The following is a 24,593-nucleotide window of genomic DNA, read 5'->3' on the forward strand; positions in this document are numbered from 1 at the left end:
ACGATCATGCATAGCGCGTTTTACCAGCGAGTGGAATTCGCAATCTGAAAATAGCCGTGCATCTTCAATAAATTAATACGCATGTTGGCGATAAGCCGTATTGATCGCAGAGGTTTCACCACATTGTATGGCGCTTTGAAACAGCAGCCCTTGACGCGCTGGCATTCCACCGCAAGATGCGCCGCCGTAAGTCCAACGTCCTGCATCCTCTGACCTGAAGAGCCCAGCGTATGTCCCTGACACCCGAAGCCATTGCCACCCTGTCGAAGGTCACCACCGCGACCATCACTACCGTTCTCCTGAAGAAGGGCCTGCGCAATGTCTGGCTGCGCGGCGCCAAGCCGCTGCGTCCTGGTCAGCCCCGTCTCGTCGGTCCGGCCTTCACGCTCCGTTTTGTGCCGGCGCGCGAGGATCTCGCCACCCCGGAATCGTGGTCGTCGCCGATCTCGACCCGCACCGCCATCGAAGCCATGCCGGAAGGCTGCATCGCCGTGGTCGACGCCATGGGCATCACCGACGCCGGTATCTTCGGTGACATCCTCTGCGCCCGCATGCAAAAGCGCGGCGTCGCTGCGCTGATCACCGATGGCGTGGTGCGCGACATTGAGGGCGTGCTCGGCACCAATCTGCCAGTCTGGTGCGACGGCTATGCCGCTCCGCCGTCGGTCGCTGGCCTGACCTTTGTCGGCTGGGGTGAACCGATCGGCTGCGGCGGCGTTGCCATCTTCCCGGACGATGTCATCGTTGCCGACCAGGACGGCGCTGTCGTGATCCCGAAGGCCTTCCTCGATCTCATCCTCGCCGAAGGCGCCGAACAGGAGCGCATGGAAGCGTGGATCGTCAACGAGGTGAATAACGGCGCCACGCTACCCGGCCTGTATCCGATGAATGCCGAGACCAAGGCGCGCTACGCCGCGTCGAAGAAGTAACGTACATAACAACAGCGAGACCGTGCCATGAAGCTTTTCCCCGCAGGTTCGCGCCCGACCAACAGGGCGCCAGAGGAATACTTCACGGGCACGGTCTGGCAGGACCCGGTGATTGTCGCCGAAGCGCCAGCGAGGCTGGTTACCTTCCGCGTCAGCTTCGAGCCCGGCGCACGCACTGCCTGGCACACCCATCCGTTCGGGCAGACGCTCTATGTCATCGCAGGCGTCGGGCGCTTCCAGACCGAGGGCGAGCCAGTCGTCGAGATCAAGCCGGGCGACACCGTCTGGATTCCGCCGGGCGAGAAGCACTGGCACGGCGCGGCGCCGACCACCGGCATGATCCATATCGCCATGCAGGAAGCGCTCGACGGCAAGACTGCGGACTGGATGGAAAAGGTCAGCGACGAACAATATGCGAAGCCGGTCGGCTAGGACGGCCAGGCATTGCCGGGTACGAGGACGAACGCTGGGTTCAAAAGTCTAGCGGCGCATTGTCCACCACCTCTTTCATCACGAAAAAGGTTCGGGTCTGACGGACGCCGGGCAGCGCGATGAGCTGCGTGCCGTGGATGCGATTGAAATCGGCCATGTCGCCGACGCGGATTTTTAGGAAATAGTCGAAGTCGCCGGCGACCAGGTGGCAATCGAGAACAAATTTCAGTTTGGCCACCGCCTTTTCAAACACTGCAAAGCTTTCCGGCGTCGAGCGATCGAGCACGACACCAACCATGACCAGCGCGCCGCGGTTGACCTTCTCGGGCGCAATGATGGCGCGTGTATTCCTGATATAGCCTTCGTCAAACAGCTGCCGCGTGCGGCGATGACAGGTGGCGGGACTGACATTCACCTTGGCCGCCAGATCAGCATTGCTCAGACGCCCGTCTTTCTGCAGCAAATGGAGCATGCGAAGTCCGATTTTATCCAGATTTTCCGACATGAAAGAATCTTCCGAATTTTTGGAGTTTAATGCATCTTACTTCCAGTTTAGATGGGTATGGTACGATATATAGCAGATCTCAGCCATATCTTTGAAAGCACCTTTCGCACTGAGAATGCTAGCTGTACCGCCAGTTTTCACGACAACAGGTGTCACATGCTCGAAGGCTTCGAACGCTATCCGCTCACCTTTGGACCCACCTATATCGAGAAGCTGGAGAAGCTCTCGGCCCATCTCGGCGGTAAGGTCGAACTCTACGCCAAGCGCGAGGACTGCAATTCCGGGCTGGCCTATGGCGGCAACAAGCTGCGGAAGCTCGAATACATCATCCCCGATGCCATCGCGTCGAACGCCGATACGCTGGTATCGATCGGCGGCGTACAGTCCAATCATACACGCATGGTCGCGGCCGTTGCGGCCAAGATCGGCATGAAGTGCAGGCTGGTGCAGGAGAGCTGGGTGCCGCATGAGGATGCCGTCTATGACCGTGTCGGCAATATCATGCTCAGCCGGATCATGGGCGCGGATGTGCAGCTCGTCGACGAAGGCTTTGACATCGGCATCCGCCATAGCTGGGAAGAGGCGATCGAGGATGTGAAGGCAAAGGGCGGCAAACCCTACGCCATTCCGGCCGGTGCCTCCGTGCACAAATTCGGCGGTCTCGGCTATGTCGGCTTCGCCGAGGAAGTCCGCGCGCAGGAGAAGGAACTCGGTTTCGCGTTCGACTACATCGTCGTTTGCACGGTTACGGGTTCGACTCATGCGGGCATGCTGGTAGGCTTCGCCAAGGACGACCGCCAGCGCAGGGTGATCGGCATCGACGCTTCTTTCACGTTGGCCCAGACCAAGGCGCAGGTGCTGCAGATCGCGCAGGACACGGCCAGGCTCGTCAAGCTCGGCAAGGACATTGTCGCGGACGACGTGGTACTGATCGAGGATTACGCCTATCCGGCTTACGGCGTGCCGTCGGAAGAGACCAAGGACGCCATCCGCCTTTGCGCGCGTCTGGAGGGCATGATCACCGACCCCGTCTATGAAGGGAAATCGATGCAGGGGATGATCGACCTCGTGCAGAAGGGTTACTTCCCTGAAGGATCCAAGGTGCTCTATGCACATCTCGGCGGCGCGCCGGCGCTGAATGGATATGGCTACGCGTTCCGCAATGGATAGATGCCGTCACATCGCGTGCGCCGGCTTTGCGTCCGGCGCGCCGATTGCCTTCGGTCACTCGAACCAGCGGTTGACGGTTGCACGGAAACTGCCGTCTTCCTGCATGATGTGCAGCCACTGATCGACGAAGGCCTTCAGCGCCACATCGCGCTGGAGCCAATAGGCCTTCTCGGCGAAGTCGAACGGCGTATCGGGATGCACGGCGCAGAGCACATCGTGATGCAGCTTCTGCTGATAGCGGGTCTCTGACGCATCGGTCATCATCAGGTCGGCACGGCCCTGTGCGATCTCGTCGAAGATGCGGGTATTGTCGTTGAAGACGGTGATCTCGGCCGACTTGATATGCGCTCGCGCAAAGCGCTCGTTGGTGCCGCCGGGATTCACGATCACTTTGACGCCGGGCCGATCGATCTCCGCGAGCGTCCCGAATTTCCCTGCATCGGTGCAGCGCGCGATCGGCGTCTTGCCCTCGCGCATGATGGGTATCGAGAACACGCCCTTCTTCTGCCGGTCGAGGGTGATCGACACGCCGCCCATCACCATATCGAACTGGTCTGCCGCAAAGTCAGCTGACAGTTTGGGCCAGCTGGTTTTCACATAGTCGACCTTGACGCCGAGTGCCTTTCCGAGCGCTTCCGCCATCTCGACGTCGAAGCCCTTGAACGATGTCGTGACAGGATCGAATGCGCTGAACGGCATGTAGTCGCCGGTCAATCCAACGCGCAGCGTCCCCCGGGCAATGATATCGTCGAGGCGGGACGGTGAGGGCGCAGGGGCCGGCGTCTGTGCCTGCACGGGTGCCGCAAACAGCAGGCAGGCTGCCAGCCAGGCGGCGGTGATCCGGATCATGACGCCTCCCCCGTTTGTATCGCGGAGCCCACCGTTCAGGGGGGGGGCGCCGCGTTACGATCAGCTTACAGAGGATGTTGGACCTTTCAATCGACGAGCGCGTCTGCCGGGATCAGTTCACCCGCGTCCAGGTCTGGCCGCCGCAGAACATGCCGCCGAAGGCACAGCCCTGGACGCGCAGCGTGTCACTCCCTTTGAGCGCGATAGTCGAATCATAGGTGCTGCCGCTGTTCGGATCGAAGATCTTTCCCGCCCATTTGTTGTTGCCGGGCTTCATGTTGATCAGCACCTTCTCCCCGTTGGCGTCGGTCTTGGCATTCATTGAATAGCCGCACAGATTGGCGCCGCACTGTTCGATGCGAACCTTGCCTTCCTTCTTCTCGGTCATCCAGATGCCGAGCGGCGTTGCCGCGGCGGCAGGCGCAATCGGTACGGGCGCATCCTGCTTGTTGACTGGATCGGTGGGCGGTGCGTTGGCGATGACCGTAGAGGGCACAGATGTCTCGGCAAGCGCGGGAGCCGGGGCAACCGCGACGGATGGCGTGACAGGTGTCGCCGGAGCTGCCGCCTCCTTTGGGGCGACAACGGGCTTCTGCGTCTCCACAGGCTTGGCCGTCTGTTCGGATCGCGGAGTGTTGGGGGCCTGCTCGCGCGTCTCGCGGTCACGCTCGCGCTTGCTGCGCTTGGTGCCATATTCGTAGACGCCGGGAATGGACACCGAGATGCAGTCCGTCGAATTGCAGTCGCTTGGCGCTTCGATGGTAATGGTGCGGCCACTGATGTCGAACGAGTAGCTGTCGCCAGCCTGAGCGGCGGTGCTGGCCAGCAGAATGGCGGCGAGGGCGAAGAGCGGCTTCATGTGTCCTCCAAAGCGGTTGAAATCCTGACCCTGAACCGAGCCGCGGATGCGCCCGAACACCGTGGTCCGCGTCACTCTGGGGGAATTGCAATTGCTCTGGTGTGTGGCGCCGACTGAAGAAGTGGTTCAATCATGCGCCGGATATGTGCCGTTTCAGGCAGCCCGACAGGTCCAAACACCGCCGCTGGACGGCGGCGGCGTCTTGAAGCCTGACTTTCGTTAGTAATCGCTGTAACGCGAGGCGCTGCTGCCCACGGTCATCTGGCTCTTCAGCGTCTCGAAACGATCGCGGGCGGCGCGCTCGCGCCCATCGATGAAATCGATGATTTCGTCACGCGGCATCGGGCCTGACGAAATCGGCCGCGAACTGCCGATGGTTTCATCGACGAAATACTGACCGTCGTCGTCGCGGCGTGCGGTCCAGCGAAAGCGGATGGCATCCAGCGGACCCGGACCGAGACGGGAGTAGCCATCGACCTCGAGGGCCTCTGGAACCGTAGAGGGCGACTCGTGCTCGACGAGCGGCGCTTCGGGCTCGGCGGCGACCATGACAGACACAGTCTCGGTGACTACGGTTTCAGTGACGACGGTGATCGAAGCGGGCTCGGCGTCGCCGTGTTCGGCCACTTGCGATTCCGCTTCCTTGCGGTCGAGAATGCTCGCAATGGCCGCGAGGGCGTGATCGGTCGGATCGTTCTGGGTCATCAAAATGCGCCTCCCCGCAATTACGCAACGTCCACATAGGCCGATATGTAATCGGCTGTGGTTTCATTTTGGTAATCGCTGTGGCTGTTTTTAGGCAGAGATCGGCGGGCGCCTGTCTTTCCAGGGCCGGATCTGCTCGAGTTGCCCGGCCAGACGGAACAGCATGGCCTCGTCGCCGAAATGCGCCGTGAACATCATACCGATCGGCAGACCTTTGCTGCTCCAGGCCAGGGGTACCGACATGGAGGGCTGGCCGGTCATGTTGGCGATGCTGGTGCCTGGCATGTAGCGGCGCAGCAAAGGCGCCACATGGCCGAGGTCGTCCGACATCGTATCGATCTCGCCGATCCTGACCGGCGGCGTGCAGAGCGTCGGCGACAGGAAGATGTCGCAGCCGGTAAAGAATTCGGTGACGCTGCGGGAGATCTGGAATGCGTTCTGCAGTGCTGTCACGTAGTCGACTGCGCTTGCCTTGCGGGCATTGTGCGCGCTGCCGAGTGTGAGTTTCTCGAAATCGTCCGAGGTCATCGGGCGGCCGAACTTCTTCTCAGCAAACTGGACGGTCGCCGCCGTATTGGCCGACACGATCGCCGCAATCACTTGCGCAGGATCCAGCGGCAAAACCGGCGCGCGTTCTTCGACATGATGACCCTCTGCTTCGAGTAGCCGGGCGACATCGCGGACGGCGGCGGCAACTTCGGGATCGATCGCATCGCCATAGGGCGACTTGTCGGTGAAGAAGATACGTAGTCTGCCGGGATCGCGGCTGACTTCTTCGCGGAAGGGACGTTCCGGCGCCGGCGCCATATAGGGGCTCGTCAGTTCCGGCCCGTGAACAGCATCGAGCATTGCGGCGCTGTCGCGCACGCTGATGCTCACGACGTGGCCACAGGAGAAGCCGGCCCAGCCTTCGGCCTTGTCAGGACCCGTCGGATTGCGCGCGCGGGTCGGCTTCAGGCCGAACACGCCGCAGGCCGAGGCAGGAATACGGATCGAGCCGCCACCGTCGCTGGCATGGGCGACAGGCAGGATGCGTGTGGCGACGGCAGCAGCGGCGCCCCCGGATGAGCCGCCCGATGCATGATCGGGATTCCAGGGATTGCGCGTCGGTCCGTGCAGTCGGCATTCCGTTGTCGGCATCAGCCCGAATTCGGGGCTCGCGCTTTTCCCGAATATCGTGAGGCCGGCATTGAGGAAACGTTGGGTGAGGGTGCCGGTATGATCAGCGACGAAGTCCTTGTAGAGACTGGCCCCGAAAGTCGTGCGCGTGCCGTTGAGGAGTTCGAGATCTTTCAGCAGGAACGGTACGCCGGTGAAGGGCCCGTCAGGCAACCCCTTGTCGATTTGGCGCTGCGCATAGTCCTCATGGCGCACCACGACAGCGTTGATCCGAGGATTGACGCGTTCGGTGCGCGCCACGGCCTCATCGAGCAATTCGCGCGGGCTGATCTGTTTGCTGCGCACCAGCCCGGCAAGGCCGAGCGCATCGTGATCGTCATACTCTTTGAATGCCATCGCGGGGTACTCTGGTGAGGACTGTAAGATTGCTGGCGCGGATCACTCATCCGCGCCAGCAATTGTCGGCTCAGCCGAACACGTCGGCGTTGACGGCATTCTGCTTGATCGGCTCGCCATCGAGCACGCTCAGCATGTTGCGCGCGGTCTGCGCGCCCATGCGGTCGAGTGCTTCGCGGGTTACGCCGGCGACATGCGGCGCGATGATCACATTCGGCAGTTCGAACAGCGCGTGACCGAGCGGTGGCGGTTCGGCTTCGAACACGTCGAGCCCGGCGCCGGCGAGCTTGCCCGATACCAGCGCATCATGCAGGGCGGCTTCGACGATGATGCCGCCGCGTGCGGTGTTGATGAGATAGGCCGATGGCTTCATGCGGGCGATGCGCGCTGCGTTGAACAGGCCAGTCGTTTCGGGGGTCTTCGGGCAATGCAGACTGACAAAGTCAGCGCGTGGCAGGACAGCGTCGAGATCGGTGACGGGCTCACAGCCGGCGGCCTTGATTGTATCGGCCGAGACATAGGGGTCGTAAACCAGCACGTTCATTTCCATCGCCTGGCAGCGCTTGGCGGTGCGGGTGCCGATGCGGCCGAAGCCAACGACCAACACTGTCTTGCCAAACAGGTCGAATGGCAGCGCGCCGAACCGCGATGCCCATTTGCCCTCCTTGACCATGGCGTGCAGTTCGACCGCGCGCTTGGCAAGCGTCAGCATCATGAACAGCGCCTGTTCGGCCACCGAAGGCGAGTTGGCGGTACCCGCGATCATCAATGGCACCTTGCGCTTGCTGAGCGCCGGCACATCGACCGCGTCGTAGCCGACGCCGATGCGCGCCACCACCTTCATGTCCTTGCAGGCTTCGAGTTCGGGCTCGCCGAACCGCGTGGCGCCGAGTGCAGTGCCATGCACCGGTGCGTGTTGCTCGATCAGCTTGATGTAGTCGGCAGCGGAAATCAGATTGCTGAATTTGACCACTTCGATGTCTTCGCGTGCGTTGAAGAGGTCCATTCCCTGGGTCGACATCGACTCGGTGATCAGAAGTTTCTTCTTGTTGGTCGCCATTTCCACCCCTTGAAGCATTCCATGTTGTTGTGCGCGTACCCGGAAGCCGCGCGGTTCATCTAACAGGCTTGGCGCGACGAGGTCTACCGCCGGCGGAGATGCCGCGTGTGGACTTGCCCGCGTCGAAGCCCCTATGGTTGTCGGTGATTGCAAGTGATTTGCTGCGCCGCGAAATTGCAGTGAGGGAGGTGCTGATGACCGAGATGAATTTGCCCAAGCGCACACGTCGACCGCTACGTCCTGCGCTGTGCGTTGCTGTGGTTTTGCTGCTCGGAAATTCCGCGGTGGTTTACGCCCAGGGGCTAGTGCAGGGCGTGCAGCAGGGCGCCAGAGACGGCAATCGTGCCGCCGGCCCGATTGGCGGAGTTTTGGGTGGGGCGATCGGCGGCGTCGTGGGCGTGGTTGGCGGCGTGCTGGGTGTGCCGTCGAACAACAATGTTCGCGGTCCCGTGGGCGGGCAGTCGAGCGCCAAACAGACCAAGGCCGCGAAAAAAGGCAAGAAGGGCGCTCAGCCCGCGCCGGAGCCGGAACTGACCGCCGAGCAGATCGTCGCCAACAGCGATGCCAACATCACCCGCATCAAGACCTCGCTCAACCTGACGCCAGAGCAGGAAAAGAATTGGGCAGGTTTTAGCAACGCCATGCATACGCTCGGCAATAACGGCGCCGAGCGGCTCAAGCTGCGCATCGCCCGCGCCCAGCGCGATCCACCGGATGACATCATCGAGCAGATGCGCAACGAGGCCCAGTTCCTCAATGATCGCGCCGTCGATCAGCGTGCCGTGGCCGATGCCGCGGAGCCGCTCTTCGCCACGCTGGATGACAAGCAGAAGGCACTGTTCATTCAGGAGATGGTCGGCCTTAGCCGCGAGCGCGGTCTCGACTAAATGCCGCAACGAGGAACCTCTCGGCCAAAGGGACGTTTTTCTTCCACCGATGGAGGAGACGATCATGGCCGAGAAGTTCGATCCCGCACCGCACGACAAATATGCCGTAGGTGTGAAGGAAGCCGCACGTGCTGATCGCAAGACTTATGAGGAGCTCAAGACCGGCCTGAAGGACAGTTTCCCGGCTTCGGATCCCGTGAGTGCGACGCAGCCCAACCGGTCGAAACACGATAGCGACGACGGTTCATCGCTTTGGAACAAGATCACGGGCGTTTTCAAATCCTGACGGCACGCCGTTGTAACAATTGGTTAACCATGTGCGTCGCACAATCGCATCAGGCTTTGACTGGTGAAGATGGAGACTGGCGTGGCGACCGTGTTCTCTGACAGTGATCCTGAAGCAACCGATGTTCCTGCGGCTTCGCGGCGGGGCGATGTCTTTACAATCCACGCGACCCGCAATGACCAGAGTATGGTGACGCACCGGATCATTCCTGATGTTGCCGTTGCGCAGGCTCGGACGCTCAACGATGCGGGTTGGCGGGTCAGTATCTCTGGCCTCGGTGGCCGCCTATTCTTGCCATCGGAATTTCATCAACTGCTGACATTCAAACGGATCGGCTGACGATTCCGAATTTAGAGCCCCGCCGGTAATACGAGCGGGGTTTTTTGCATGTGCGAACATGGTAGGTTCGCGCCACAAAATCTTCGCAAGTCAAATAAGGTAATTGGCCTAAGGCAATGAGAAAACTAGTGTTCGCAGTTGTTGTCTTTATCGGCGTCGCTGCCCAATCTTCCGTGCATGCAGCGTCGTCGCGGACCGATCAGATGCTCAAATTGTCGCCGGAAACCCGTCTGGAGCAGCGTTGCGATGCGCGCGCGATGGGCTCCGTGGGCCGCGAGCACAAGGGATACAAGCCGGACGAGTTCGTTGCCTACGCGTTTGCCGATCCGGTCATTCGCGGCAACCAGATCAAGGCGCCGGGCGGCGCGGTTCGCAGCGGGGGCAAGTGGTACAGGCTGTCCTATGTCTGCGAGACCAGCGCTGACGGGCTCGAAGTGAAGTCCTTCGCCTATCAACTCGGCGCTGAAGTGCCGCGCGGCGAATGGGACGAACACTATCTGGTGCCGCGCTGACGGCCAAAGTAGCTCGTATTCAGGCTTACGCCCGCGGCGGCACTACAGGTTCACGCCCCCGGTGACTTGAAAAAGCGTGATGAGATCTCATTGAGCAGGTCCGTGCTCTGTGTCGTCTCAAGATTCGAGCGCGCGCAGAGAAGGGCTTTGACGGGTGGCAGGTGGGGTAGATAGTATTCCTGCGCCCAGACGAGCGTAGGTGGTATCATCCGCTTCGGGATCGCGGCGATGCCGATACCGCTTTCAACAGCTGTCAGCTTGGCGTGATAATCGGGACTGTTGAATACGATCTTATAAGACAGACCGTGGCGCGTCAGCGTCCGGATCATCAGATCGTCGCCCGGCCAGGTCAGGATCGGGATAGGTGCGCCCGGACTGAGGACGAAGTCCTTCGCGCGTACCCACACGAATTCCTCGTCTGCCTCGTTGACAATCAGGTGCAGGATTTCGCTGCTCATCTCCGGATTTTCGAGGATGTAGGCAATGTCGATATAGCCGTCGATCAGGCCCTTTGTGATGCCCACCGAATTGTCAGTGTGAATGATCAGGTTGGCCAGGCTTTGGGCGGTTTGATGGCTGAAGAATTCCCGCACGAACAGGGTGCTCAATCCAAACCGGATCGGCTGCGGATGATACGCCGCGCCGCCGATCCGCAACATCTGGTCGTTGGCCTCGAGGATGCGGCGGGCCTGGTGCAGGACCAGCTTGCCGAGCTGGGTGACGGTCGTACCATTGACCGTTTTGGTGAAGAGGTTACCTCCCACCATGGTCTGGATGCGTTTGATCTGGGAGCTGACGGCCGGTTGGCTCAGGCCGAGCCGCTCGGCCGCCTTGGTCAAACTGCCAGTCTCGGAGATCGCTACAACGGTGCGGATGATCTCGATGGGGATGTTGAGCGGCTGATATCGCTTGTGCATTGCGACATTCCAGGATCGTCGAACAGATCGATTCATCAATATCTATAGTTGTATGACAATGAACCGCAATCGAAGAATTTAGATATACTCTAAACTGCGTGAAAAGACGTATCGCGTGGAACCCGCAATCTGGATAATTAAGCTGGAATAAGGTATTTAAACACGGCCTCCATTTCTTGACCGTGCAGAATTTTTCTTAAACAATTAAAAGTTGCACGTCCGGCGCTTGGTTCGCGCGTGAAAAACTGCGGAAGTCCAAGTGAGCTGTCCTCGATATTCGGAGACTGCCGATGCCCGGCACCTGCGGCGCTTATCTCAACGACAACATTCGCACCGAGCATTTGAAATGTTCGTACTGCAGGACTCAGGTCTATTTGATCAAGATCGAGTCGGACGACGAGGGCGGTGAAATTCGCACCTTTGGCTGTCCGCATTGTGCCACGTCGAAATCGCTGCGTTTGACGCCGCGCCGGCGAATTCTCGAGCCTGCTGAACTCGTCGCGGACCAGGCCATCTGCTGATTGATCGACTACAGTCGATCAACACGCAGGAAGAAGGCCCAGATGATGGACAGGATGGCAGCGATCACCAGCCATGACGGGTTCATGCAGAATATGTCGCCGTAGTGGCACACCTGCATCGCCCATCTGCTGTTGTTGATACTCGCTGCATAAAACACACCGGCAGCGACCGTCAGAATGCTCGCAATCATGAACATGGGACGCTCCAATATAATATTAGCGCCACACTGTTCTGCATTCTTGAAGCAGCCGTGAATCGGATCGACGAAAGTCGGGGGCTTTGCGCATTTTTGATACGCGCACTCTAGCCCAATACCGTCGCGGATCCGTTTGAGGCTTTTTTAACCGCGAGTCGCCGACAGTTCCCGTGAGGACTTTGCGACGTTAGGGAGGCCTGAATTGGCCAAATACGAGACGACGAAATACGCGCAGATGCGCCGCTGCCGGATGGCGCATCTTCATGGTGAGCTGATCGACGAGCGATTCAGCGACGATGCCGACAGCGTTTTCGTCAACGGCTATGTTCACGCCGTTCGTCCGGATCTGACTTGCTGGCCACTGCGCTGGACGATCACCGTGGAGCCGTATCCGGTCGAAAGTCGCGTCTTGGCGCTGACTGGCTGATCGTCATCCCTCTAAACAAAAAGCCCTCGCGAACGAGGGCTTTTTGTTTAGAGCTCGTTTGCACCGATCAGTAGCGGGCGACCGACGGGCCGCCGAAATGATAGTTAAGTCCGCCGCGTACCGTATTGGTCTTCAAGTCGATATCGTGGGCGATGATGCCGGTTGCTGCACCGGGGCCGGTGAAGACCGGTGCCGTCACCGACTGCTTGCCGAAATCAGTATGGAGATATTCGACCTTCGCCGACCAGTTCTTGCTGAAGGCGTGTTCGATGCCGGCGCCGATCGTCCATCCCGCCACGGTCTTCGACAATGATGCAGCCTCATTCTGGCCGGTCGTGTCGGTTAGCGAGGAGGCAAAATTCAACTCGGTGAGCGCGAGGCCGCCGGTTGCGTAGAAAAGCGTGCGATCGACTGTATAGCCAACGCGTGGGCGCAGCGTGACCAGCCAATCACTCGTAACGGAATTTGTGGTCGTGAACGAACCGCCGGTCGGGAAAGGCGCTGCAAAACCGCGCGACTGCTTCAGGCCGAAATAGTTCGCGTCGGCCTCGACGCCGAACAACCAGCGGTCCACCTGATGATTATAGCCGACCTGACCGCCGCCGGTGAAGCCATCGGGATTGAGCCGCGGCGAGGCCGCTGTAATCGCCTGCTGGTTTGCGATCGGCGCGGTACCATTGACGAAAGCGTTGGAGACGTTGCTCTGGCCCCAGGAACCGCCCGCGTTGCCGCCGGCATACCAGCCGCCCCAGTTATAGCCTGCTTCGGTCGCCGCGGGCGTCTTGGTCCACACACGCGACTGCAGGTCGGCAGCGGCGGCATTCACCGCGCCCGACGCTGCGATGATCGCGGCCAGCCAAAGCGTTCGCATCCAGGACCTTCCATCGCTCTGAAGATATTGAGCGAATTCGACACAAGCTTTAGCTGGAAACGCTGACCTTGGCTGTCACCGGGGGGCAACAGAAGCAGAACAATACCTGAGTAGGGCAGCAAAAAGCCCGGCCGTTGGGCGGCCGGGCTTTCCGTAACTTGATGTGATCAGTAGGCGCAGACGTTGACCGTCCGGACGCGCGGCCCGCGGCGGGTTTCCACGACGCGGCGCTGCAGGCAGCCATCAGTCAGGCCGCCGACATAGAAGGTCGGCCCGCCATAGAAGGCGTGGTGACCGTAGCCACCCCACCCACCGTGCCAGCCACCGATATGCCAGCCGTGAGCCGACGCAGCGCTGGGGGCGAGGGCGGCCACACCGAGCGAGGCCGCAGCGATCAGTCCGAGGGTTATGTTGCGAAACATAGATATTCTCCATTGGGTGGGCGCGAGCGCCTTGCTGTGTCCCTGCCCATCAGTCGCTCCCCCCGTCGGGTGCGTTCAAGCAGGTTCTGGAGAATCGTGTTTCAGTCTTGTTTCGTGGGAGACAGCCTTCGTCGAGGCCGGGTCTCTCGATAGAGCCACATGGTGGCTGCAAGCGCAGCAACTAGCCGAGCTGCGCGATGGCCGAGCGGCGGTGTCGCGAAATTGTCGTGCGCTTAAAAGCGGGCGCGGTAACCGTCATAGGCGTGAGCGGCCAGAATGCCGGCGCTGAGAAAGCCGAAGAGTGCAGTGACGGTCTCAATCATCATAGTAGTCCTTATAACCCCGTGAACTACAGACGGCACGTGGGGCCGCACAGTCAAAGAGATTCGCGGTCTGCTTTTCATTCGGAGCTGTAGTGATGCGTCGTTGCAACATTTTACGCAGTCGCAACGAGCGATAGCGGCGCGACGGCGATGACAATGCGGCGGTAGGGAGGCGACGCCAGCCCGACGCAGGGTTAACGGGCGCTGAAGGCGTACGAGTGTGGGCATGATGAGGGGACATGGGGGATTACCTACTCGCAGCAGTTCACCCCGGTGGATTTTTTGCTTACATACGCTTCAAGGAATCGCACCGGTTGTCTCGCGCCCCGAGTCGTAGGATCGGATGTCGCAAGTTTAGGATCTCCCTTGGCCGATATGTTCAATAACGAGATCAATGTCGGGCCGCCGCCTGTGCCGCTGCGCAAGCGCAGGTCGTTTGGCCCGTTCGGAATTGTCGCCGTGCTGTTGATCCTCGCAGGCGGCGGTGGATATCTCTGGCTGAACTACCGCGACGCACTGACCGACATGACACAGGCAGTGACAGGAAGCACAGGGCTCAGAGATAACGCCCCGGTGTTGGCGAGCGCGGCGGAGGGCAGCGTCAGCGCGACTGATTTCGCAGCGTTCCAGCAGCAGACTGGAAGCTCGATCCAGGCTGCTACCGAACTGCTGACGGCGCAGCAGACAGAGTTGAAGCGCCTGTCCGATCAGATCCAGGGCCTCACGACCCAGGTCGTTGGACTGACCGCCAAGATCGATACGCTGCAGGGCAGGGGCGTTCTCGCCCCGCCGGCTCCGGCCGCTGCGGCGCCAGCGCCCATGGCCGCAGCTCCGGCTGCGCCAGTAGCGGCGCGTCCGGCACCCACGGCGCCGCGCAAGCGCCCTGCCGATCGTCCCGCCGGCGCCATCTCGGTCGGCGGCGCTCCGCTCCCGGCGGCACAGCCACCGCGGTGATCTCTCAAGCGGCCTAACGCGTCTGGGGCCGTCGTGTTTTTTTGGGCGGCCTGTGGCGGCTGAGATCGGGCGGCCCGCCGATGACCTTGGTCTTCACGAATTCGCATTTGGGGCAGGTGAAGGTGCACTTGTCGCCACCGCCGGCATCGGGCTCGCTCCGCAGCAATGTCATCCGCGCCCGGCACATCGCGCAGCGCGGCGGCTTGAGAGAGCCGAGTGTTTCAGCGGGCGTCGTTGGTTCGGATTGATCGATCATGTCGTCCGACAGAGGATGATGCGACAAATGGCGGAAAGGGTGTCAACCGAAGGACACTGTAAAAGTTACGGTATTTTCAATTTTCTGCATTAATCCTACGGACTACTCCACGACAAGAACAATGCTTGTTTTAAGCCGACATCCAGGCCATTGCCGGCCCCAAGGATCCAGTCGGCAGGGCAGAGGGCGAGTCTCTGTGGGACGATCCGACCGGCTACAATTACGGCCGCTTCCTGCGAGATCGCCAGAGTGAAGCCTCTCCCATGATGTGGGCTGCAGACCGCCTCGGACGTGTCCCGAACGCTTCTTTAAGCATTGAAGCGGAGGCTGATTTCAAGCGGCCTTCGAACTCACACCGCGACTAAAGACCCGCCGGACCTAGTCCGCCCGGCGGGTTTTGTGTAATCTACGCGAATGTTCACCAGATCAGTGCCGGCATGTCAGGGTTAGAACCTAAAGACGCGGGAAAGCTCGCCTTAGGCGGCTTCTTTGTCGCATTCGCCAATGTCGAAATGAAGATCGGCAATGTTTTGAAAGCCATCCTCAAGGCGGAGGACCATCAGCAAGACCTGATCGTCGCAGCAATCGGAAACTTCGCACAGAAGGCCAATGCCGTAAAGGTTGGCCTCGCTCAGGCGACGACTCTAGGCCCCGCGCACGGTCACGTAACGAAGCGTCACGCCGTTACAGCGCCGGACGGCTATGTCGCCCGCCTCGTTCTATGCCGTTGTTGATCTCTGCAAGGCACGCTTCGACTGCCAATTCGCGCGATCGGTGCTTGCGCGGCCCTTTAACCAGGCCGTTCCCGGCAAGGATGCCCCAGCGCCAAAGGCCGGGCTCAACCTCCCGCACGTCGTAACTCACGGTTCGATGCAGCATCAGAAAGCCCTGGGTCCCCAGCGCAATCATAGCACGTAAGGACGCGCCAAAGCGCCCGGTGAGGGCGAATGGTGATTGAAAAATTCGCAAATCAGGTGGATGCTGTCAGCGGGCCTGAAAACCCTGACCTTGATATCGGCGCGTGAACCCTTGGCGGGGTTGACGGCCTGAAGCGTTGAAGGGCCTTGGCGGGCTCGACGACGCCACGGATGCACTTAGCGGTGCACCAACCTGGCCATCATGGCCGGGATCGGTGCGCCATGTCCAGAGCTTAGCGGCTTAAAAGTGCATCGGCTTGTCTCAAGGCAAGTTTTCAGATCCCGGCTTGCTGGCCTGTCGCCCGCTATAGGAGCGAATGCTCCCCGGTCCTGAAAAACCGGCCGACCTTGAGAAGCCACCATGGAAACCACCCATCACGAGCCTGGGAGCCCCCAGGATGCGCCTCGATACTTCAAGACCGACATCACACCGGAAACAGTCTTCGTCGCCATCGGGCAGCTCCGCAAGGACGCCCGGGACGAGATCGACCGGCTTATCCAGTTTCTCGACAAGACGGACGCCTATGTCAGCCGGGAGCTTGAGGAAGGCGCGGACGACGTCCCTTGCGATGACGACGAACGCGAGGCGTCGTTTTGCGGGCTTTCAGCGCATGACGGTCACCGCATGGGCATCACCGACTGGACTGACGAACGCGAGGGTGACGACGTCCTTGGCGGCGATGCCGAAGCCGAGCCGAGCCTTGGCTCGGTCAATATGTACACACACACGGACCAGACGCGGTGGTCGGCCGGCGGTTCATTGGATCTCGAAGACGAGCACGACGGCGCCGAGCCGGAGAACGAGCACGGCGACGGTTCGTCTGGCGGCAATGTCGACGACGAACCGTCGTTGTGCGGCGTCGGAAGCCATGAGCATCAAGGCTTCGGCAACGAATATGACGGGGAGCTAGAACCGTACCCAAAGGACAAGGTGAGTAAGCCCCGATCCAGTCGCATCGAACAGCGCGTCACGATCCCTGACTTCAGCGTTTACCCGACGCTGAATGGTCTGACGCCGCAGCAAAAAGCCATGGTCCGGCCTCGGCTCGACGGCGTGAGTCTCGGTCGCTAACCGTCAACTCTTTCGATGCCCGGGCTTGTCCCGGGCATTGGTCGCGGATCCTTCTTTAACAATTTGAGCGCATTCTATTCAAAAGGCGGGTCAGTAATGCGTACCGCTAGCTGGTAGACGACGAGACAGACCCGCCGGATTCGTCCCCGGCGGGTTTTCTTTGGAGGCGGCAGTGGCATCAGCAATTGAGCTCATTGTCAGCGCATACGTCCGGGTTGGGGATCGAGACGCGCTGGTCGGCCTGCTGGATCATCGCCAACGACTTGCGGCTGATCTGCGTGGCCGAACGGGCTTCGATTTCAGTGTGCCTATGAACGCCGTTACAGGCGAGATCGGTGTCATCGAAGCAGGCTTAGCTGAGCTGGCAGGACCGGTCCCGACGGCTCTTGGGTCAAAAGCCGACAGCGCCGGGTAGGCCGTACCATCCAAACAGCATGGCTGCGAGCGAGAGCAAAAGGCCAATACCGCAGAACAAAAGTATGCCGGAGTCGAACTCCGCTCGTTGCTGCTTTGTTGGAACCTGCGGTGTTGAAAGCCATTCGATAACGGTCATGTCACCCTCCGATTTCTGCTGACTGGACAGTTTGTCGCAGGCGGCCCGGGAAGGTTCACGGAAAGAAAGGGAGGAGGCCGCCGGCTGGCGTAAACCGGCGGGCTCCGTTGTTCCTTATTCTGCCACGCGCCGCATGGATCTGCGGCGGCGCCACACCATGAGCGGTTTAGGTGGAACGCCAGATCCACCACAGCTCGAACACGGCTCATAGGGCGGTAGCTTCTCACCTAATTTAGCGGGCTGCATTTCAACGCGCTGGCCCGTTCCATGGCAGTACTGACACTTAAGTTCGTCCGACATTTCTCTTCTCCGATTCAGCCCTGATTGGCCGTTCGGAGTTCAAGCTGCGGCGAAAAAAGCAGCAACGCACCCAAGTGGATTCGAGTGTACGTTGAAATGTGCGCTGACCCGGCGCTTGAAACTAAATGTGTTTAAATTCAAGATGTTGACTGGGGATTTGGCGGAAAGGGTGGGATTCGAACCCACGGTACCCTTGCAGGCACGGCGGTTTTCAAGACCGCTGCCTTAAACCACTCGGCCACCTTTCCGTCGTGGGACAGCGCTTAGCAAAGCGGCCTGCCGAGGGAAAGAGAGGATTGCGCCGGGACGGTGGGACAGGCGCTGAAATCTGAGGGACAGGGCGATTCTCAAGAGCGGTCGGTGCCAGCGGGGTGGGCGTGCTAAGCAGGGCCTGACGATTCTGAACGACGGAGACCACCATGGCAAACCCGACACCGCGTGCCGACGCCTTGCGTGCGATGCGCGAGGCCAAGTTCGAGGCCGCGCAGCGGCTGATCAAGGAGGCCGGCAAGAGCGCCACACTCGCGGAGAGCAAGCCTGCGCCTGCGACAAAGAAGATGCCTGTCGCGAAGCCTCTCCGGGATGAGACTGCCGAGGTTCAGGCGGTCGGGACACAGGGGACCGAGCTTCAGGTGGCAGATGCGCTGTCAGCCGAAACTCCGGTTACCGAACCCAAAACCGCAAAAACCAAGGCACCCAAGGAAAAGCCAGCCAAGGAAAAACAGGCAAAGGCAAAGCCCGTGAATGAGAAGCCGGCCAAAGCCGCCGCCAAAAAGAGTTCCGCTAAGAAAGGCTAGCCGCCAGCGGCATTCCGCCCAGAAAGCAGGGCGAACCGAGCCTAGATTTCGCCTGCAATCGCGCCTATATCTGGTTTGTCGCAAGACGATGGCGCTGAACCTCTCAATGGACTGCGGGCAGACCCGGGGGCAGTACCCGGCGCCTCCACCTCAGCAGCTCGCGGCTTCACCCAAGTGAGGTCGATTTCGCCGGATGGTGAAATGCACGGGCTGCTCAGGCGGGGGCGAAACAGGATCGATGGCCGCGAAGAAGTTGTGAATTGTGCTCGGCATGATACCGCCGTTATCGGGTCAAAACCTAAATGCAAACGATAACGTTCGCATGAACGAAGTGCGCCTCGCGGCGTAACCGTTCGGGGTAGGTCCACCTTGCAACAGAACGGCCATGGCCGCGTCAACCTTCGGGTTGGCGCGGCTTTTAATTTGCGGAGCGAGGAGCGTGGTGCTTCCGCGCGTTCAATGTCTGGTCTTGCCGGCCTGCAGGAACGGCCGCCGCGCATCTTCGTGTTTCTGATAGAGTTGGAGCCAGCGCCGGTCTTCGGCATGGGCCCATTGTTCGGGTGAGATACCCCGTGGGCGGCCGTGACCGATGGTGCCGTCGAGGCGGGCGAATTCCGCAGTCTCTTCCACAGTCAGCCCGATCAGTACCCGGATGCCCTGGTCATTCAGTTCATAGCTGTCGTCATCGTCGATCATGCTGGCAATTGAGCAGGGCCATAGGTGCGGTCAACGCAATTACCGATTTAACCTAACCGATCAACCTTACCGGCAGCATCTGCGCATGATCGCCGGTAGCTCTATCCACGTTACGATGCGATGGTGCCCTGCCTTACCGCCAACTTACTCCGCGCTACCATGAAGCGCCGCGGGCCGATGCCATGCTTGCCGTGGACGCGCAAATTGTCGCCGAAGCCAGGACGCAATTTTAACAGATTGCATGCTCACATTCAGTGTCGTTCGGTCGATGCAATGGAGTAGGCAATGGCACGCAATTTCGGCGTTCCCCGACAGTTCACCCGGCGGGCGCAGGCGTCCGTTTGGCCGCTGTGGATGATGGCTTTCGCGGTCGTCGCCGTGATCAATGCAGCGACATTCCTTCCGCATTAGCGGGAGCAGGCGGTTGGTCGGCGGACGCCGTATCGGGCAGGCGCCACGACGCGAGCACGTAAAGCTTCATGCTGTTGTGGAAGCGCGATGTGACGGCGGTGAAGATCGCTTGGGGACGCTCGGCCCAGATCGCGATCTGGTAGAGCGTCACGATCAGGTGGCCATCGCGAAACCTGTACTCTCCCGCGCCGGTGATCCCACCGCAGTCCGTCCTTGAAACGTCCATCGCTATCCTCGAAAGTCTGCCGCAAGAATTCGGCCAAGGAATCCTGTCAGCGCATTCCGTTATCAAATCCAAATCATGCGCGATCGTTCAACTAACAAATAGTTGAAACCGACCGAAGGCGCGGGGAAATTAATCTCCGTTAGCGGCAGCCCGAAAATTCAAGGCAAACGGCGGCGGGGATTTTAAAAATCACTATGTATTGCTCTGCCCAACGAGAATGCCGGGGGGCTTTGTGGTGATCGAGACGCTGTTGTTGCTGAGTGTTTTGGCCGGTATCGGCTGCCTGCTGGTGGAGGTCTATCGCCGGCGTCAGGACGTGCTGTACGGCCCGTATATCCGCCGCGAGTGGCACGATTGATCGTGCGCGGTGTGTGCAGTGCGGGATGACCACCCGTTATACGGGCTGAAAACCGACATCCTCTGTTTACCATACCGGGGCTCACCCCATTTTCGCCGCGATCCGGCTGCGATATATTCACCACTTGATGCGGAAGTGGACCGCATCGGGAATTTTGGCCGTGGGGATGCCCGAAGATGGGCAGGCGGTCGCTGGAATGGTATTGGGGCGTATGGGGATTCGTGGGTCAAACCGACTCGGCCAGGCTGTTCAGGCAGCAGCGGCCATCAGCGCCTGTCTGGCGCTGGCCAATTGTTCGTCCTCCTCCACAAGCTTCAGCCGCCTCGATCCGAAATATGGGGTTTCGAGTAGCCCCCGCGTCGTCGGCGCAGGCGAGCCGGTTCCCAAGGGCGGCGGCACCTACCGTATCGGCAAGCCTTACACCGTCGCCGGCAAGCTCTACGTGCCGGAAGAAAACATCAATTACCGCGCTGAAGGCATAGCGTCCTGGTATGGCGACGCGTTCCATGGCCGCCTGACGGCCAATGGCGAAGTGTTCGACATGGCCTCGCTCACGGCGGCCCATCCGACGCTGCCAATCCCGAGCTATGCCCGCGTGACGAACGTCAATAACGGCAAGTCGCTCATCGTCCGCGTCAATGATCGCGGCCCGTATCACGGCAACCGCCTGATCGACGTCTCGAACAAGGCGGCCGAATTGCTCGAATTCAAGGGCAACGGCACCGCCAAGGTCCGCGTCGAATATGTCGGCCGCGCGCCGCTGGAAGGGTCTGACGATCGCCAGCTGGTCGCCACATTGCGAACCGGCGAACCGGCGCCGTCGCCGTCACTGGTCCGTGTCGCATCGGCGCGGTCCTTCGTGCCCGACATGCAGGGCGGTCGCGTCGTCTCCCGCGATGTTCCTCTGCCGGAGGGCCGCCCGTATTCGCTTGGCAATACGCCAGCCGACATGGCGTCGATCCGTTCGACATCTGAAATGTCAGCGTCTAGCCGCATGCGCACCGCCTCGGCGCCGCGGATGACCGAGAATCACCGCGCGGTAACCTATGAGGCCAACGCGGCTTCCGCGGCACCTGCCGAGCCCGCTGACGGCACTGTCGATGCACGTGGCGCCCAGGCCATCCTGTCCGGCCGCGGTCTCTACTAAGCCGGACCCCGACGACGACTGCAGATATCCCGACGATCGCAGCATGGTGCCCCAATCTGCGTCACTCCTTGTCGCGTTGTTTGGCCCCGGTGATCCTGTTAAGACCTGAGCAATCAGGACAGCACATGGCATCTAGCTCCAATTCGTTGAAACGACCGCATTTCGCAACGACCGGCTGGCGGACGCTGCTGGCTGCGCTGCTGGCGTTTGGCGTCGCCCTCGGTCCGGCAGCAGAAGCTGCGAACCAGAGCGTACAGGGTGCCAAGAAGGTCGTCGAGGACGGCGGTTACGACGCCGATGCGCCGACTGCGATCCTGATCGAGGCCGGCTCCGGCAGCGTGCTGTTCGAGAAGAACGCCGATGAGCTCCGCGCGCCGTCCAGCATGATGAAGCTGATGACCGTCGAGCTGGTATTCGACGCGCTGACCCGCGGCGACATCAAGCTCACGGACGAATATCGCGTCAGCGAGAATTCCTGGCGCAAGGGCGGCGCACCGGCCGGCGCATCGACCATGTTCGCCGCCATCAACAGTCGCGTGCCCGTCGCCGACCTTTTGCGTGGTGCCATCATCCAGAGCGGCAACGACTCTTGCATGATCCTGGCGGAGGGTATCGCGGGCAGCGAAGCAGCCTTCGCCGAGAAGATGACGGCACGAGCGCGTGAGCTCGGGATGTCGAAATCCACCTTCGCCAATTCCAACGGCTTGCCGGACCCGGGCAACAAGATGACGGTGCGTGAGCTTGGTCTGCTCGCCCGCCACATCGTCCGCACCTATCCGGACTTCTACAAGCTGTTCGGCGAGCGCGAGTTCACCTGGAACAAGATCCGCCAGCAGAACCGTAATCCGTTGCTGGCGACGCTAGACGGCGCTGACGGTTTCAAGACCGGCTACACCAAGGACGGTGGCTACGGCATGGTCGGCTCGGCCATGCGCGACGGCATGCGGCTGATCGTGGTGATCAACGGCCTCGACGATCCGGACGATCGTGCGACTGAAGCGAAGAAGCTGCTGGAATGGGGTTTCAAGAATTTCGAGGCGCGCACGCTGTTCGCGGCCGACCAAACCGTCGGCTTCGCCAAGGTGTTCGGTGGCGAGAGCCGCTCCGTCGCGCTGTCCAGTAAAGAGCCGGTCAAGGTGATGGTGCAGAAGAACGGTAGCGACAAACTGATCGCCCGTATCGTCTACAAGGGCCCCGTGCGTGCGCCCGTCGAGCCCGGACAACCGGTCGGCGTCATCAAGGTCTGGCGCGGCACCAATATTGCCGTGGAGACGCCGCTCTATACGGCCGAGGCGGTCGGCACCGGCTCGACCGTGCGGCGCGCCGTGGACGGCGCTGGTGAGCTGGTGATCGGACTGTTCCGCGCCGGCGCCGAGAAGCTCTGACATGGCGGACACGCCCACGACACCGCCGCCGCCGCGCGGCCGCTTCGTCAGTTTCGAGGGCGGCGAGGGTGCAGGCAAATCGACGCAGATCAAGATTCTGGCCGATCGGCTGGAGGCCGAAGGCAAGCGCGTCATCGTCACCCGCGAGCCCGGTGGCTCGCCCGGCGCCGAGATCATCCGTCACGTGGTGCTGTCGGGCATGGGCAAGCTGCTCGGGCCTGAGGCCGAGACTCTGCTGTTTGCCGCCGCGCGCGACGATCATGTCCATGCGGTGATTGCACCGGCGCTGGAGCAGGGCATCTGGGTATTGTGCGACCGCTTCTCGGATTCGACGCGCGCCTATCAAGGCCGGCTCGGACAGGTCTCGCCGGAATTGCTCAATGCGATGGAGCGCGTCACCATCGGGCGCCTCAAGCCGGATCTCACAGTCATTCTCGATATCCCTGTGTCGATCGGTATGCGGCGCGCAGCGGCGCGGCGTGGCAATGATGTACCCGACAGGTTCGAGGCCGAAGGCATCGCCTTTCATCAGGGGCTGCGCGATGCATTCCGGCAGATCGCAGCCGATGAACCGCAACGTTGCGTGCTCATCGACGCAAACGCAGATTCCAAGATCGTGTCGAACAATATCTGGGGCGTCTTGCGCCGACGCCTGTTGACGCCGTCGAACCACGAGGCCACGCCGGCATGAGTGCAAAGTCATCCGAGCAGTCCATCACGGTTCCGCATCCGCGCGAAACGACCGCGCTGTTCGGCCATCAGGAGGCCGAGACCACGCTGCTCAATGCCTATCGCGGCGGGCGCATTCCGCATGCCTGGCTGATCGGCGGCCCTCAGGGCATCGGAAAGGCGACCTTGGCCTATCGCATGGCGCGGTTCGTGCTGGCGTATCGCGACCCCGCATCACCGCAGGTCCAGGCGGCAGAGTCACTCGCGCTCGATCCGATGCATCCGATCGTGCGCCAGGTCGCCGCCGAATCCCATGGCGGGCTGCTGACGCTGGAACGTTCGCTCAACGACAAGGGCGTGATGCGCACGGTCATCACCGTCGATGAGACCCGACAGACCGTGTCGTTTTTCGGCTCGACCGCCGCTGTCGAGGGATGGCGCGTCTGCATCGTCGATACCGTCGACGAGTTGAATGCCAACGCCGCGAATGCGCTACTGAAGGTCCTAGAAGAGCCGCCGTTGCGCTCGCTGTTCTTGCTGGTGACGCATGCGCAGGCGCGCGTGCTGCCTACCATCCAGTCGCGCTGCCGCAAGCTGCCGCTGCGTCCGCTTTCCGTCGCCGACGTTACCCGCGCCACTGCGCAGGCTGCAGAACTTGAAACCAGCGATCCGTTGCTCAAAGAGGTCGCTGAAGCGTCCGAAGGCAGCGTATCTCGCGCCCTCAATCTGCTCGGCGGCGGCGCGCTGAAACTGCACCAGCGCACCGCCTCGCTGCTGAACACGCTGCCCCATGTCGATCCCCGCGAACTGCATGCGCTGGGGGACGCCTTGGGGACCAGTGACCGCGTCGCGCTTGGCGCCTTCGTCGATAGCGTGGATCGCTGGATCGGCGAGCGGATACGGGCCGATGACACCAATGCCAACGCCAATCTGCCCCGTCTTGCGCGGCTGGCGGAGGTATGGGAAAAGATCAACCGTGCCGCGCGCGAGACCGAATCCTACAATCTCGAGCGAAAACCGCTGGTTTTTTCGGTGTTTGGACTGCTCGCGGAAGCAACGCGCTGATCGCTGCGAGACTGGTTCCAGCCGATCCGCGCTTCACCAAGATCGTCTTATTCAAGGTCCG

General features: G+C 61.0%; 31 protein-coding genes, 1 tRNA gene and 1 other RNA gene. 19 read left to right on the plus strand and 14 right to left on the minus strand.

The features are described from left to right. The first annotated feature begins 230 nt into the window (after window positions 1-230). The gene (locus tag CIW50_RS26255; RefSeq protein WP_089264363.1) at window positions 231-929 is read left to right on the plus strand and encodes a ribonuclease activity regulator RraA; all 699 of its coding nucleotides are present in this window, start codon (window positions 231-233) and stop codon (window positions 927-929) included. 27 nt (window positions 930-956) lie between these two features. Then, a complete protein-coding gene (locus CIW50_RS26260) occupies window positions 957-1,361 on the plus strand; it encodes a (R)-mandelonitrile lyase (protein WP_149534105.1) in 405 nt (134 codons plus the stop codon). 40 nt (window positions 1,362-1,401) lie between these two features. Here the strand turns inward: CIW50_RS26260 and CIW50_RS26265 are convergent, their stop codons facing one another. After that, window positions 1,402-1,866: an Lrp/AsnC family transcriptional regulator gene (locus tag CIW50_RS26265; protein ID WP_149534106.1), complete on the minus strand. Its 465-nt coding sequence runs from the start codon at window positions 1,864-1,866 to the stop codon at window positions 1,402-1,404. Window positions 1,867-2,022: 156 nt separating this feature from the next. Here CIW50_RS26265 and CIW50_RS26270 point away from each other — a divergent pair, with 156 nt between their 5' ends. Beyond that, window positions 2,023-3,036, plus strand: a complete 1,014-nt coding sequence (locus CIW50_RS26270) for a 1-aminocyclopropane-1-carboxylate deaminase (RefSeq protein ID WP_149534107.1) — start codon at window positions 2,023-2,025, stop codon at window positions 3,034-3,036. Window positions 3,037-3,090: 54 nt separating this feature from the next. On the opposite strand, the gene CIW50_RS26275 is transcribed toward CIW50_RS26270, so the two are convergent. From CIW50_RS26275 to CIW50_RS26295, 5 genes are all read right to left on the minus strand, one after another. Continuing rightward, complete coding sequence (locus CIW50_RS26275) at window positions 3,091-3,885, minus strand: transporter substrate-binding domain-containing protein (RefSeq protein ID WP_149534108.1); 795 nt, start codon at window positions 3,883-3,885, stop codon at window positions 3,091-3,093. A gap of 112 nt (window positions 3,886-3,997) precedes the next feature. Then, a complete protein-coding gene (locus CIW50_RS26280; protein WP_149534109.1) occupies window positions 3,998-4,744 on the minus strand; it encodes a DUF2147 domain-containing protein in 747 nt (248 codons plus the stop codon). A gap of 219 nt (window positions 4,745-4,963) precedes the next feature. Then, window positions 4,964-5,449, minus strand: coding sequence for a hypothetical protein (locus CIW50_RS26285; protein ID WP_149534110.1), 486 nt, complete (start codon window positions 5,447-5,449; stop codon window positions 4,964-4,966). A 90-nt stretch (window positions 5,450-5,539) separates the two neighbouring features. After that, window positions 5,540-6,964: an amidase gene (locus CIW50_RS26290; protein ID WP_149534111.1), complete on the minus strand. Its 1,425-nt coding sequence runs from the start codon at window positions 6,962-6,964 to the stop codon at window positions 5,540-5,542. A gap of 70 nt (window positions 6,965-7,034) precedes the next feature. Then, complete coding sequence (locus CIW50_RS26295; protein WP_149534112.1) at window positions 7,035-8,024, minus strand: hydroxyacid dehydrogenase; 990 nt, start codon at window positions 8,022-8,024, stop codon at window positions 7,035-7,037. Window positions 8,025-8,218: 194 nt separating this feature from the next. Here CIW50_RS26295 and CIW50_RS26300 point away from each other — a divergent pair, with 194 nt between their 5' ends. The 4 genes from CIW50_RS26300 (at window position 8,219) to CIW50_RS26315 (ending at window position 10,048) form a co-directional block, all read left to right on the plus strand. Further along, a complete protein-coding gene (locus tag CIW50_RS26300; RefSeq protein WP_502707545.1) occupies window positions 8,219-8,911 on the plus strand; it encodes a Spy/CpxP family protein refolding chaperone in 693 nt (230 codons plus the stop codon). A 64-nt stretch (window positions 8,912-8,975) separates the two neighbouring features. After that, the gene (locus CIW50_RS26305; RefSeq protein WP_149534113.1) at window positions 8,976-9,197 is read left to right on the plus strand and encodes a hypothetical protein; all 222 of its coding nucleotides are present in this window, start codon (window positions 8,976-8,978) and stop codon (window positions 9,195-9,197) included. Between the two features lie 81 nt (window positions 9,198-9,278). Then, window positions 9,279-9,536: a hypothetical protein gene (locus tag CIW50_RS26310; RefSeq protein WP_149534114.1), complete on the plus strand. Its 258-nt coding sequence runs from the start codon at window positions 9,279-9,281 to the stop codon at window positions 9,534-9,536. 203 nt (window positions 9,537-9,739) lie between these two features. Next, window positions 9,740-10,048 carry a DUF930 domain-containing protein gene (locus CIW50_RS26315; RefSeq protein ID WP_149534115.1) on the plus strand — a complete coding sequence of 103 codons (309 nt, stop codon included), beginning with the start codon at window positions 9,740-9,742 and terminating at the stop codon, window positions 10,046-10,048. Between the two features lie 50 nt (window positions 10,049-10,098). Here the strand turns inward: CIW50_RS26315 and CIW50_RS26320 are convergent, their stop codons facing one another. Next, complete coding sequence (locus CIW50_RS26320; protein WP_149534116.1) at window positions 10,099-10,965, minus strand: LysR family transcriptional regulator; 867 nt, start codon at window positions 10,963-10,965, stop codon at window positions 10,099-10,101. 290 nt (window positions 10,966-11,255) lie between these two features. On the opposite strand from CIW50_RS26320, the gene CIW50_RS26325 reads away from it, so the two are divergent. Beyond that, entirely contained in the window at window positions 11,256-11,486 is a 231-nt protein-coding gene (locus tag CIW50_RS26325; protein ID WP_149534117.1) for a hypothetical protein, read from the plus strand. Window positions 11,487-11,494: 8 nt separating this feature from the next. Here the strand turns inward: CIW50_RS26325 and CIW50_RS26330 are convergent, their stop codons facing one another. Then, window positions 11,495-11,683: a hypothetical protein gene (locus CIW50_RS26330; RefSeq protein ID WP_149534118.1), complete on the minus strand. Its 189-nt coding sequence runs from the start codon at window positions 11,681-11,683 to the stop codon at window positions 11,495-11,497. 202 nt (window positions 11,684-11,885) lie between these two features. Between CIW50_RS26330 and CIW50_RS26335 the strand changes: the two genes are divergently transcribed. Beyond that, window positions 11,886-12,110 carry a hypothetical protein gene (locus CIW50_RS26335; RefSeq protein WP_149534119.1) on the plus strand — a complete coding sequence of 75 codons (225 nt, stop codon included), beginning with the start codon at window positions 11,886-11,888 and terminating at the stop codon, window positions 12,108-12,110. Between the two features lie 67 nt (window positions 12,111-12,177). On the opposite strand, the gene CIW50_RS26340 is transcribed toward CIW50_RS26335, so the two are convergent. Beyond that, window positions 12,178-12,981, minus strand: coding sequence for an outer membrane protein (locus CIW50_RS26340; protein ID WP_149534120.1), 804 nt, complete (start codon window positions 12,979-12,981; stop codon window positions 12,178-12,180). Between the two features lie 167 nt (window positions 12,982-13,148). Beyond that, window positions 13,149-13,403, minus strand: coding sequence for a hypothetical protein (locus CIW50_RS26345; protein ID WP_149534121.1), 255 nt, complete (start codon window positions 13,401-13,403; stop codon window positions 13,149-13,151). 689 nt (window positions 13,404-14,092) lie between these two features. On the opposite strand from CIW50_RS26345, the gene CIW50_RS26350 reads away from it, so the two are divergent. The 3 genes from CIW50_RS26350 to CIW50_RS26360 all read left to right on the plus strand — a co-directional run bounded on the left by CIW50_RS26350 (window position 14,093) and on the right by CIW50_RS26360 (window position 16,925). Beyond that, window positions 14,093-14,680 carry a hypothetical protein gene (locus CIW50_RS26350; protein WP_149534122.1) on the plus strand — a complete coding sequence of 196 codons (588 nt, stop codon included), beginning with the start codon at window positions 14,093-14,095 and terminating at the stop codon, window positions 14,678-14,680. Between the two features lie 768 nt (window positions 14,681-15,448). Next, on the plus strand, window positions 15,449-15,670 hold the full coding sequence (locus CIW50_RS26355; RefSeq protein WP_149534123.1) for a hypothetical protein: 222 nt from the start codon (window positions 15,449-15,451) through the stop codon (window positions 15,668-15,670). 544 nt (window positions 15,671-16,214) lie between these two features. Beyond that, window positions 16,215-16,925: a hypothetical protein gene (locus tag CIW50_RS26360; protein ID WP_149534124.1), complete on the plus strand. Its 711-nt coding sequence runs from the start codon at window positions 16,215-16,217 to the stop codon at window positions 16,923-16,925. A 391-nt stretch (window positions 16,926-17,316) separates the two neighbouring features. Here the strand turns inward: CIW50_RS26360 and CIW50_RS29240 are convergent, their stop codons facing one another. Continuing rightward, the gene (locus CIW50_RS29240) at window positions 17,317-17,478 is read right to left on the minus strand and encodes a hypothetical protein (RefSeq protein ID WP_172980472.1); all 162 of its coding nucleotides are present in this window, start codon (window positions 17,476-17,478) and stop codon (window positions 17,317-17,319) included. A 458-nt stretch (window positions 17,479-17,936) separates the two neighbouring features. Continuing rightward, window positions 17,937-18,026: transfer RNA gene (locus tag CIW50_RS26370), tRNA-Ser, on the minus strand. A gap of 171 nt (window positions 18,027-18,197) precedes the next feature. Between CIW50_RS26370 and CIW50_RS26375 the strand changes: the two genes are divergently transcribed. Beyond that, window positions 18,198-18,575, plus strand: a complete 378-nt coding sequence (locus CIW50_RS26375; RefSeq protein ID WP_149534126.1) for a hypothetical protein — start codon at window positions 18,198-18,200, stop codon at window positions 18,573-18,575. Window positions 18,576-18,613: 38 nt separating this feature from the next. After that, window positions 18,614-18,966, plus strand: a transfer-messenger RNA (tmRNA) gene (gene ssrA, locus CIW50_RS26380). Window positions 18,967-19,031: 65 nt separating this feature from the next. Here ssrA and CIW50_RS26385 read toward each other — a convergent pair. Next, on the minus strand, window positions 19,032-19,271 hold the full coding sequence (locus CIW50_RS26385; RefSeq protein ID WP_149534127.1) for a hypothetical protein: 240 nt from the start codon (window positions 19,269-19,271) through the stop codon (window positions 19,032-19,034). Between the two features lie 382 nt (window positions 19,272-19,653). Continuing rightward, on the minus strand, window positions 19,654-19,908 hold the full coding sequence (locus CIW50_RS26390; protein ID WP_149534128.1) for a hypothetical protein: 255 nt from the start codon (window positions 19,906-19,908) through the stop codon (window positions 19,654-19,656). Between the two features lie 217 nt (window positions 19,909-20,125). On the opposite strand from CIW50_RS26390, the gene CIW50_RS29245 reads away from it, so the two are divergent. The 5 genes from CIW50_RS29245 (at window position 20,126) to CIW50_RS26410 (ending at window position 24,532) form a co-directional block, all read left to right on the plus strand. Beyond that, a complete protein-coding gene (locus tag CIW50_RS29245) occupies window positions 20,126-20,266 on the plus strand; it encodes a hypothetical protein (protein WP_172980473.1) in 141 nt (46 codons plus the stop codon). 211 nt (window positions 20,267-20,477) lie between these two features. Next, window positions 20,478-21,413: a septal ring lytic transglycosylase RlpA family protein gene (locus CIW50_RS26395; RefSeq protein WP_149534163.1), complete on the plus strand. Its 936-nt coding sequence runs from the start codon at window positions 20,478-20,480 to the stop codon at window positions 21,411-21,413. Between the two features lie 125 nt (window positions 21,414-21,538). Beyond that, window positions 21,539-22,798 (plus strand): D-alanyl-D-alanine carboxypeptidase family protein, encoded by a 1,260-nt coding sequence (locus CIW50_RS26400; protein ID WP_149534129.1) that lies wholly within the window; start codon window positions 21,539-21,541, stop codon window positions 22,796-22,798. A gap of 1 nt (window position 22,799) precedes the next feature. Then, complete coding sequence (gene tmk, locus CIW50_RS26405) at window positions 22,800-23,489, plus strand: dTMP kinase (RefSeq protein ID WP_149534130.1); 690 nt, start codon at window positions 22,800-22,802, stop codon at window positions 23,487-23,489. Then, complete coding sequence (locus tag CIW50_RS26410) at window positions 23,486-24,532, plus strand: DNA polymerase III subunit delta' (protein ID WP_149534131.1); 1,047 nt, start codon at window positions 23,486-23,488, stop codon at window positions 24,530-24,532. The genes tmk and CIW50_RS26410 overlap by 4 nt, the downstream gene beginning before the upstream one ends. Window positions 24,533-24,593: the final 61 nt, after the last annotated feature.

The organism is Tardiphaga sp. P9-11 (assembly GCF_008329525.1).
Classification (GTDB): domain Bacteria; phylum Pseudomonadota; class Alphaproteobacteria; order Rhizobiales; family Xanthobacteraceae; genus Tardiphaga.

What these genes read in the sequence shown, in the direction of transcription:
- CIW50_RS26255 (WP_089264363.1), top strand. Translation starts at nt 231, where the DNA reads ATGTCCCTGACACCCGAAGCCATTGCCACCCTGTCGAAGGTCACCACC.
- CIW50_RS26260 (WP_149534105.1), top strand. Translation starts at nt 957, where the DNA reads ATGAAGCTTTTCCCCGCAGGTTCGCGCCCGACCAACAGGGCGCCAGAG.
- CIW50_RS26265 (WP_149534106.1), bottom strand. Translation starts at nt 1,866, where the DNA reads ATGTCGGAAAATCTGGATAAAATCGGACTTCGCATGCTCCATTTGCTG.
- CIW50_RS26270 (WP_149534107.1), top strand. Translation starts at nt 2,023, where the DNA reads ATGCTCGAAGGCTTCGAACGCTATCCGCTCACCTTTGGACCCACCTAT.
- CIW50_RS26275 (WP_149534108.1), bottom strand. Translation starts at nt 3,885, where the DNA reads ATGATCCGGATCACCGCCGCCTGGCTGGCAGCCTGCCTGCTGTTTGCG.
- CIW50_RS26280 (WP_149534109.1), bottom strand. Translation starts at nt 4,744, where the DNA reads ATGAAGCCGCTCTTCGCCCTCGCCGCCATTCTGCTGGCCAGCACCGCC.
- CIW50_RS26285 (WP_149534110.1), bottom strand. Translation starts at nt 5,449, where the DNA reads ATGACCCAGAACGATCCGACCGATCACGCCCTCGCGGCCATTGCGAGC.
- CIW50_RS26290 (WP_149534111.1), bottom strand. Translation starts at nt 6,964, where the DNA reads ATGGCATTCAAAGAGTATGACGATCACGATGCGCTCGGCCTTGCCGGG.
- CIW50_RS26295 (WP_149534112.1), bottom strand. Translation starts at nt 8,024, where the DNA reads ATGGCGACCAACAAGAAGAAACTTCTGATCACCGAGTCGATGTCGACC.
- CIW50_RS26300 (WP_502707545.1), top strand. Translation starts at nt 8,219, where the DNA reads ATGACCGAGATGAATTTGCCCAAGCGCACACGTCGACCGCTACGTCCT.
- CIW50_RS26305 (WP_149534113.1), top strand. Translation starts at nt 8,976, where the DNA reads ATGGCCGAGAAGTTCGATCCCGCACCGCACGACAAATATGCCGTAGGT.
- CIW50_RS26315 (WP_149534115.1), top strand. Translation starts at nt 9,740, where the DNA reads ATGCTCAAATTGTCGCCGGAAACCCGTCTGGAGCAGCGTTGCGATGCG.
- CIW50_RS26320 (WP_149534116.1), bottom strand. Translation starts at nt 10,965, where the DNA reads ATGCACAAGCGATATCAGCCGCTCAACATCCCCATCGAGATCATCCGC.
- CIW50_RS26325 (WP_149534117.1), top strand. Translation starts at nt 11,256, where the DNA reads ATGCCCGGCACCTGCGGCGCTTATCTCAACGACAACATTCGCACCGAG.
- CIW50_RS26330 (WP_149534118.1), bottom strand. Translation starts at nt 11,683, where the DNA reads ATGTTCATGATTGCGAGCATTCTGACGGTCGCTGCCGGTGTGTTTTAT.
- CIW50_RS26340 (WP_149534120.1), bottom strand. Translation starts at nt 12,981, where the DNA reads ATGCGAACGCTTTGGCTGGCCGCGATCATCGCAGCGTCGGGCGCGGTG.
- CIW50_RS26345 (WP_149534121.1), bottom strand. Translation starts at nt 13,403, where the DNA reads ATGTTTCGCAACATAACCCTCGGACTGATCGCTGCGGCCTCGCTCGGT.
- CIW50_RS26355 (WP_149534123.1), top strand. Translation starts at nt 15,449, where the DNA reads ATGAAGATCGGCAATGTTTTGAAAGCCATCCTCAAGGCGGAGGACCAT.
- CIW50_RS26360 (WP_149534124.1), top strand. Translation starts at nt 16,215, where the DNA reads ATGGAAACCACCCATCACGAGCCTGGGAGCCCCCAGGATGCGCCTCGA.
- CIW50_RS29240 (WP_172980472.1), bottom strand. Translation starts at nt 17,478, where the DNA reads ATGACCGTTATCGAATGGCTTTCAACACCGCAGGTTCCAACAAAGCAG.
- CIW50_RS26375 (WP_149534126.1), top strand. Translation starts at nt 18,198, where the DNA reads ATGGCAAACCCGACACCGCGTGCCGACGCCTTGCGTGCGATGCGCGAG.
- CIW50_RS26385 (WP_149534127.1), bottom strand. Translation starts at nt 19,271, where the DNA reads ATGATCGACGATGACGACAGCTATGAACTGAATGACCAGGGCATCCGG.
- CIW50_RS26390 (WP_149534128.1), bottom strand. Translation starts at nt 19,908, where the DNA reads ATGGACGTTTCAAGGACGGACTGCGGTGGGATCACCGGCGCGGGAGAG.
- CIW50_RS29245 (WP_172980473.1), top strand. Translation starts at nt 20,126, where the DNA reads ATGCCGGGGGGCTTTGTGGTGATCGAGACGCTGTTGTTGCTGAGTGTT.
- CIW50_RS26395 (WP_149534163.1), top strand. Translation starts at nt 20,478, where the DNA reads ATGGGGATTCGTGGGTCAAACCGACTCGGCCAGGCTGTTCAGGCAGCA.
- CIW50_RS26400 (WP_149534129.1), top strand. Translation starts at nt 21,539, where the DNA reads ATGGCATCTAGCTCCAATTCGTTGAAACGACCGCATTTCGCAACGACC.
- tmk (WP_149534130.1), top strand. Translation starts at nt 22,800, where the DNA reads ATGGCGGACACGCCCACGACACCGCCGCCGCCGCGCGGCCGCTTCGTC.
- CIW50_RS26410 (WP_149534131.1), top strand. Translation starts at nt 23,486, where the DNA reads ATGAGTGCAAAGTCATCCGAGCAGTCCATCACGGTTCCGCATCCGCGC.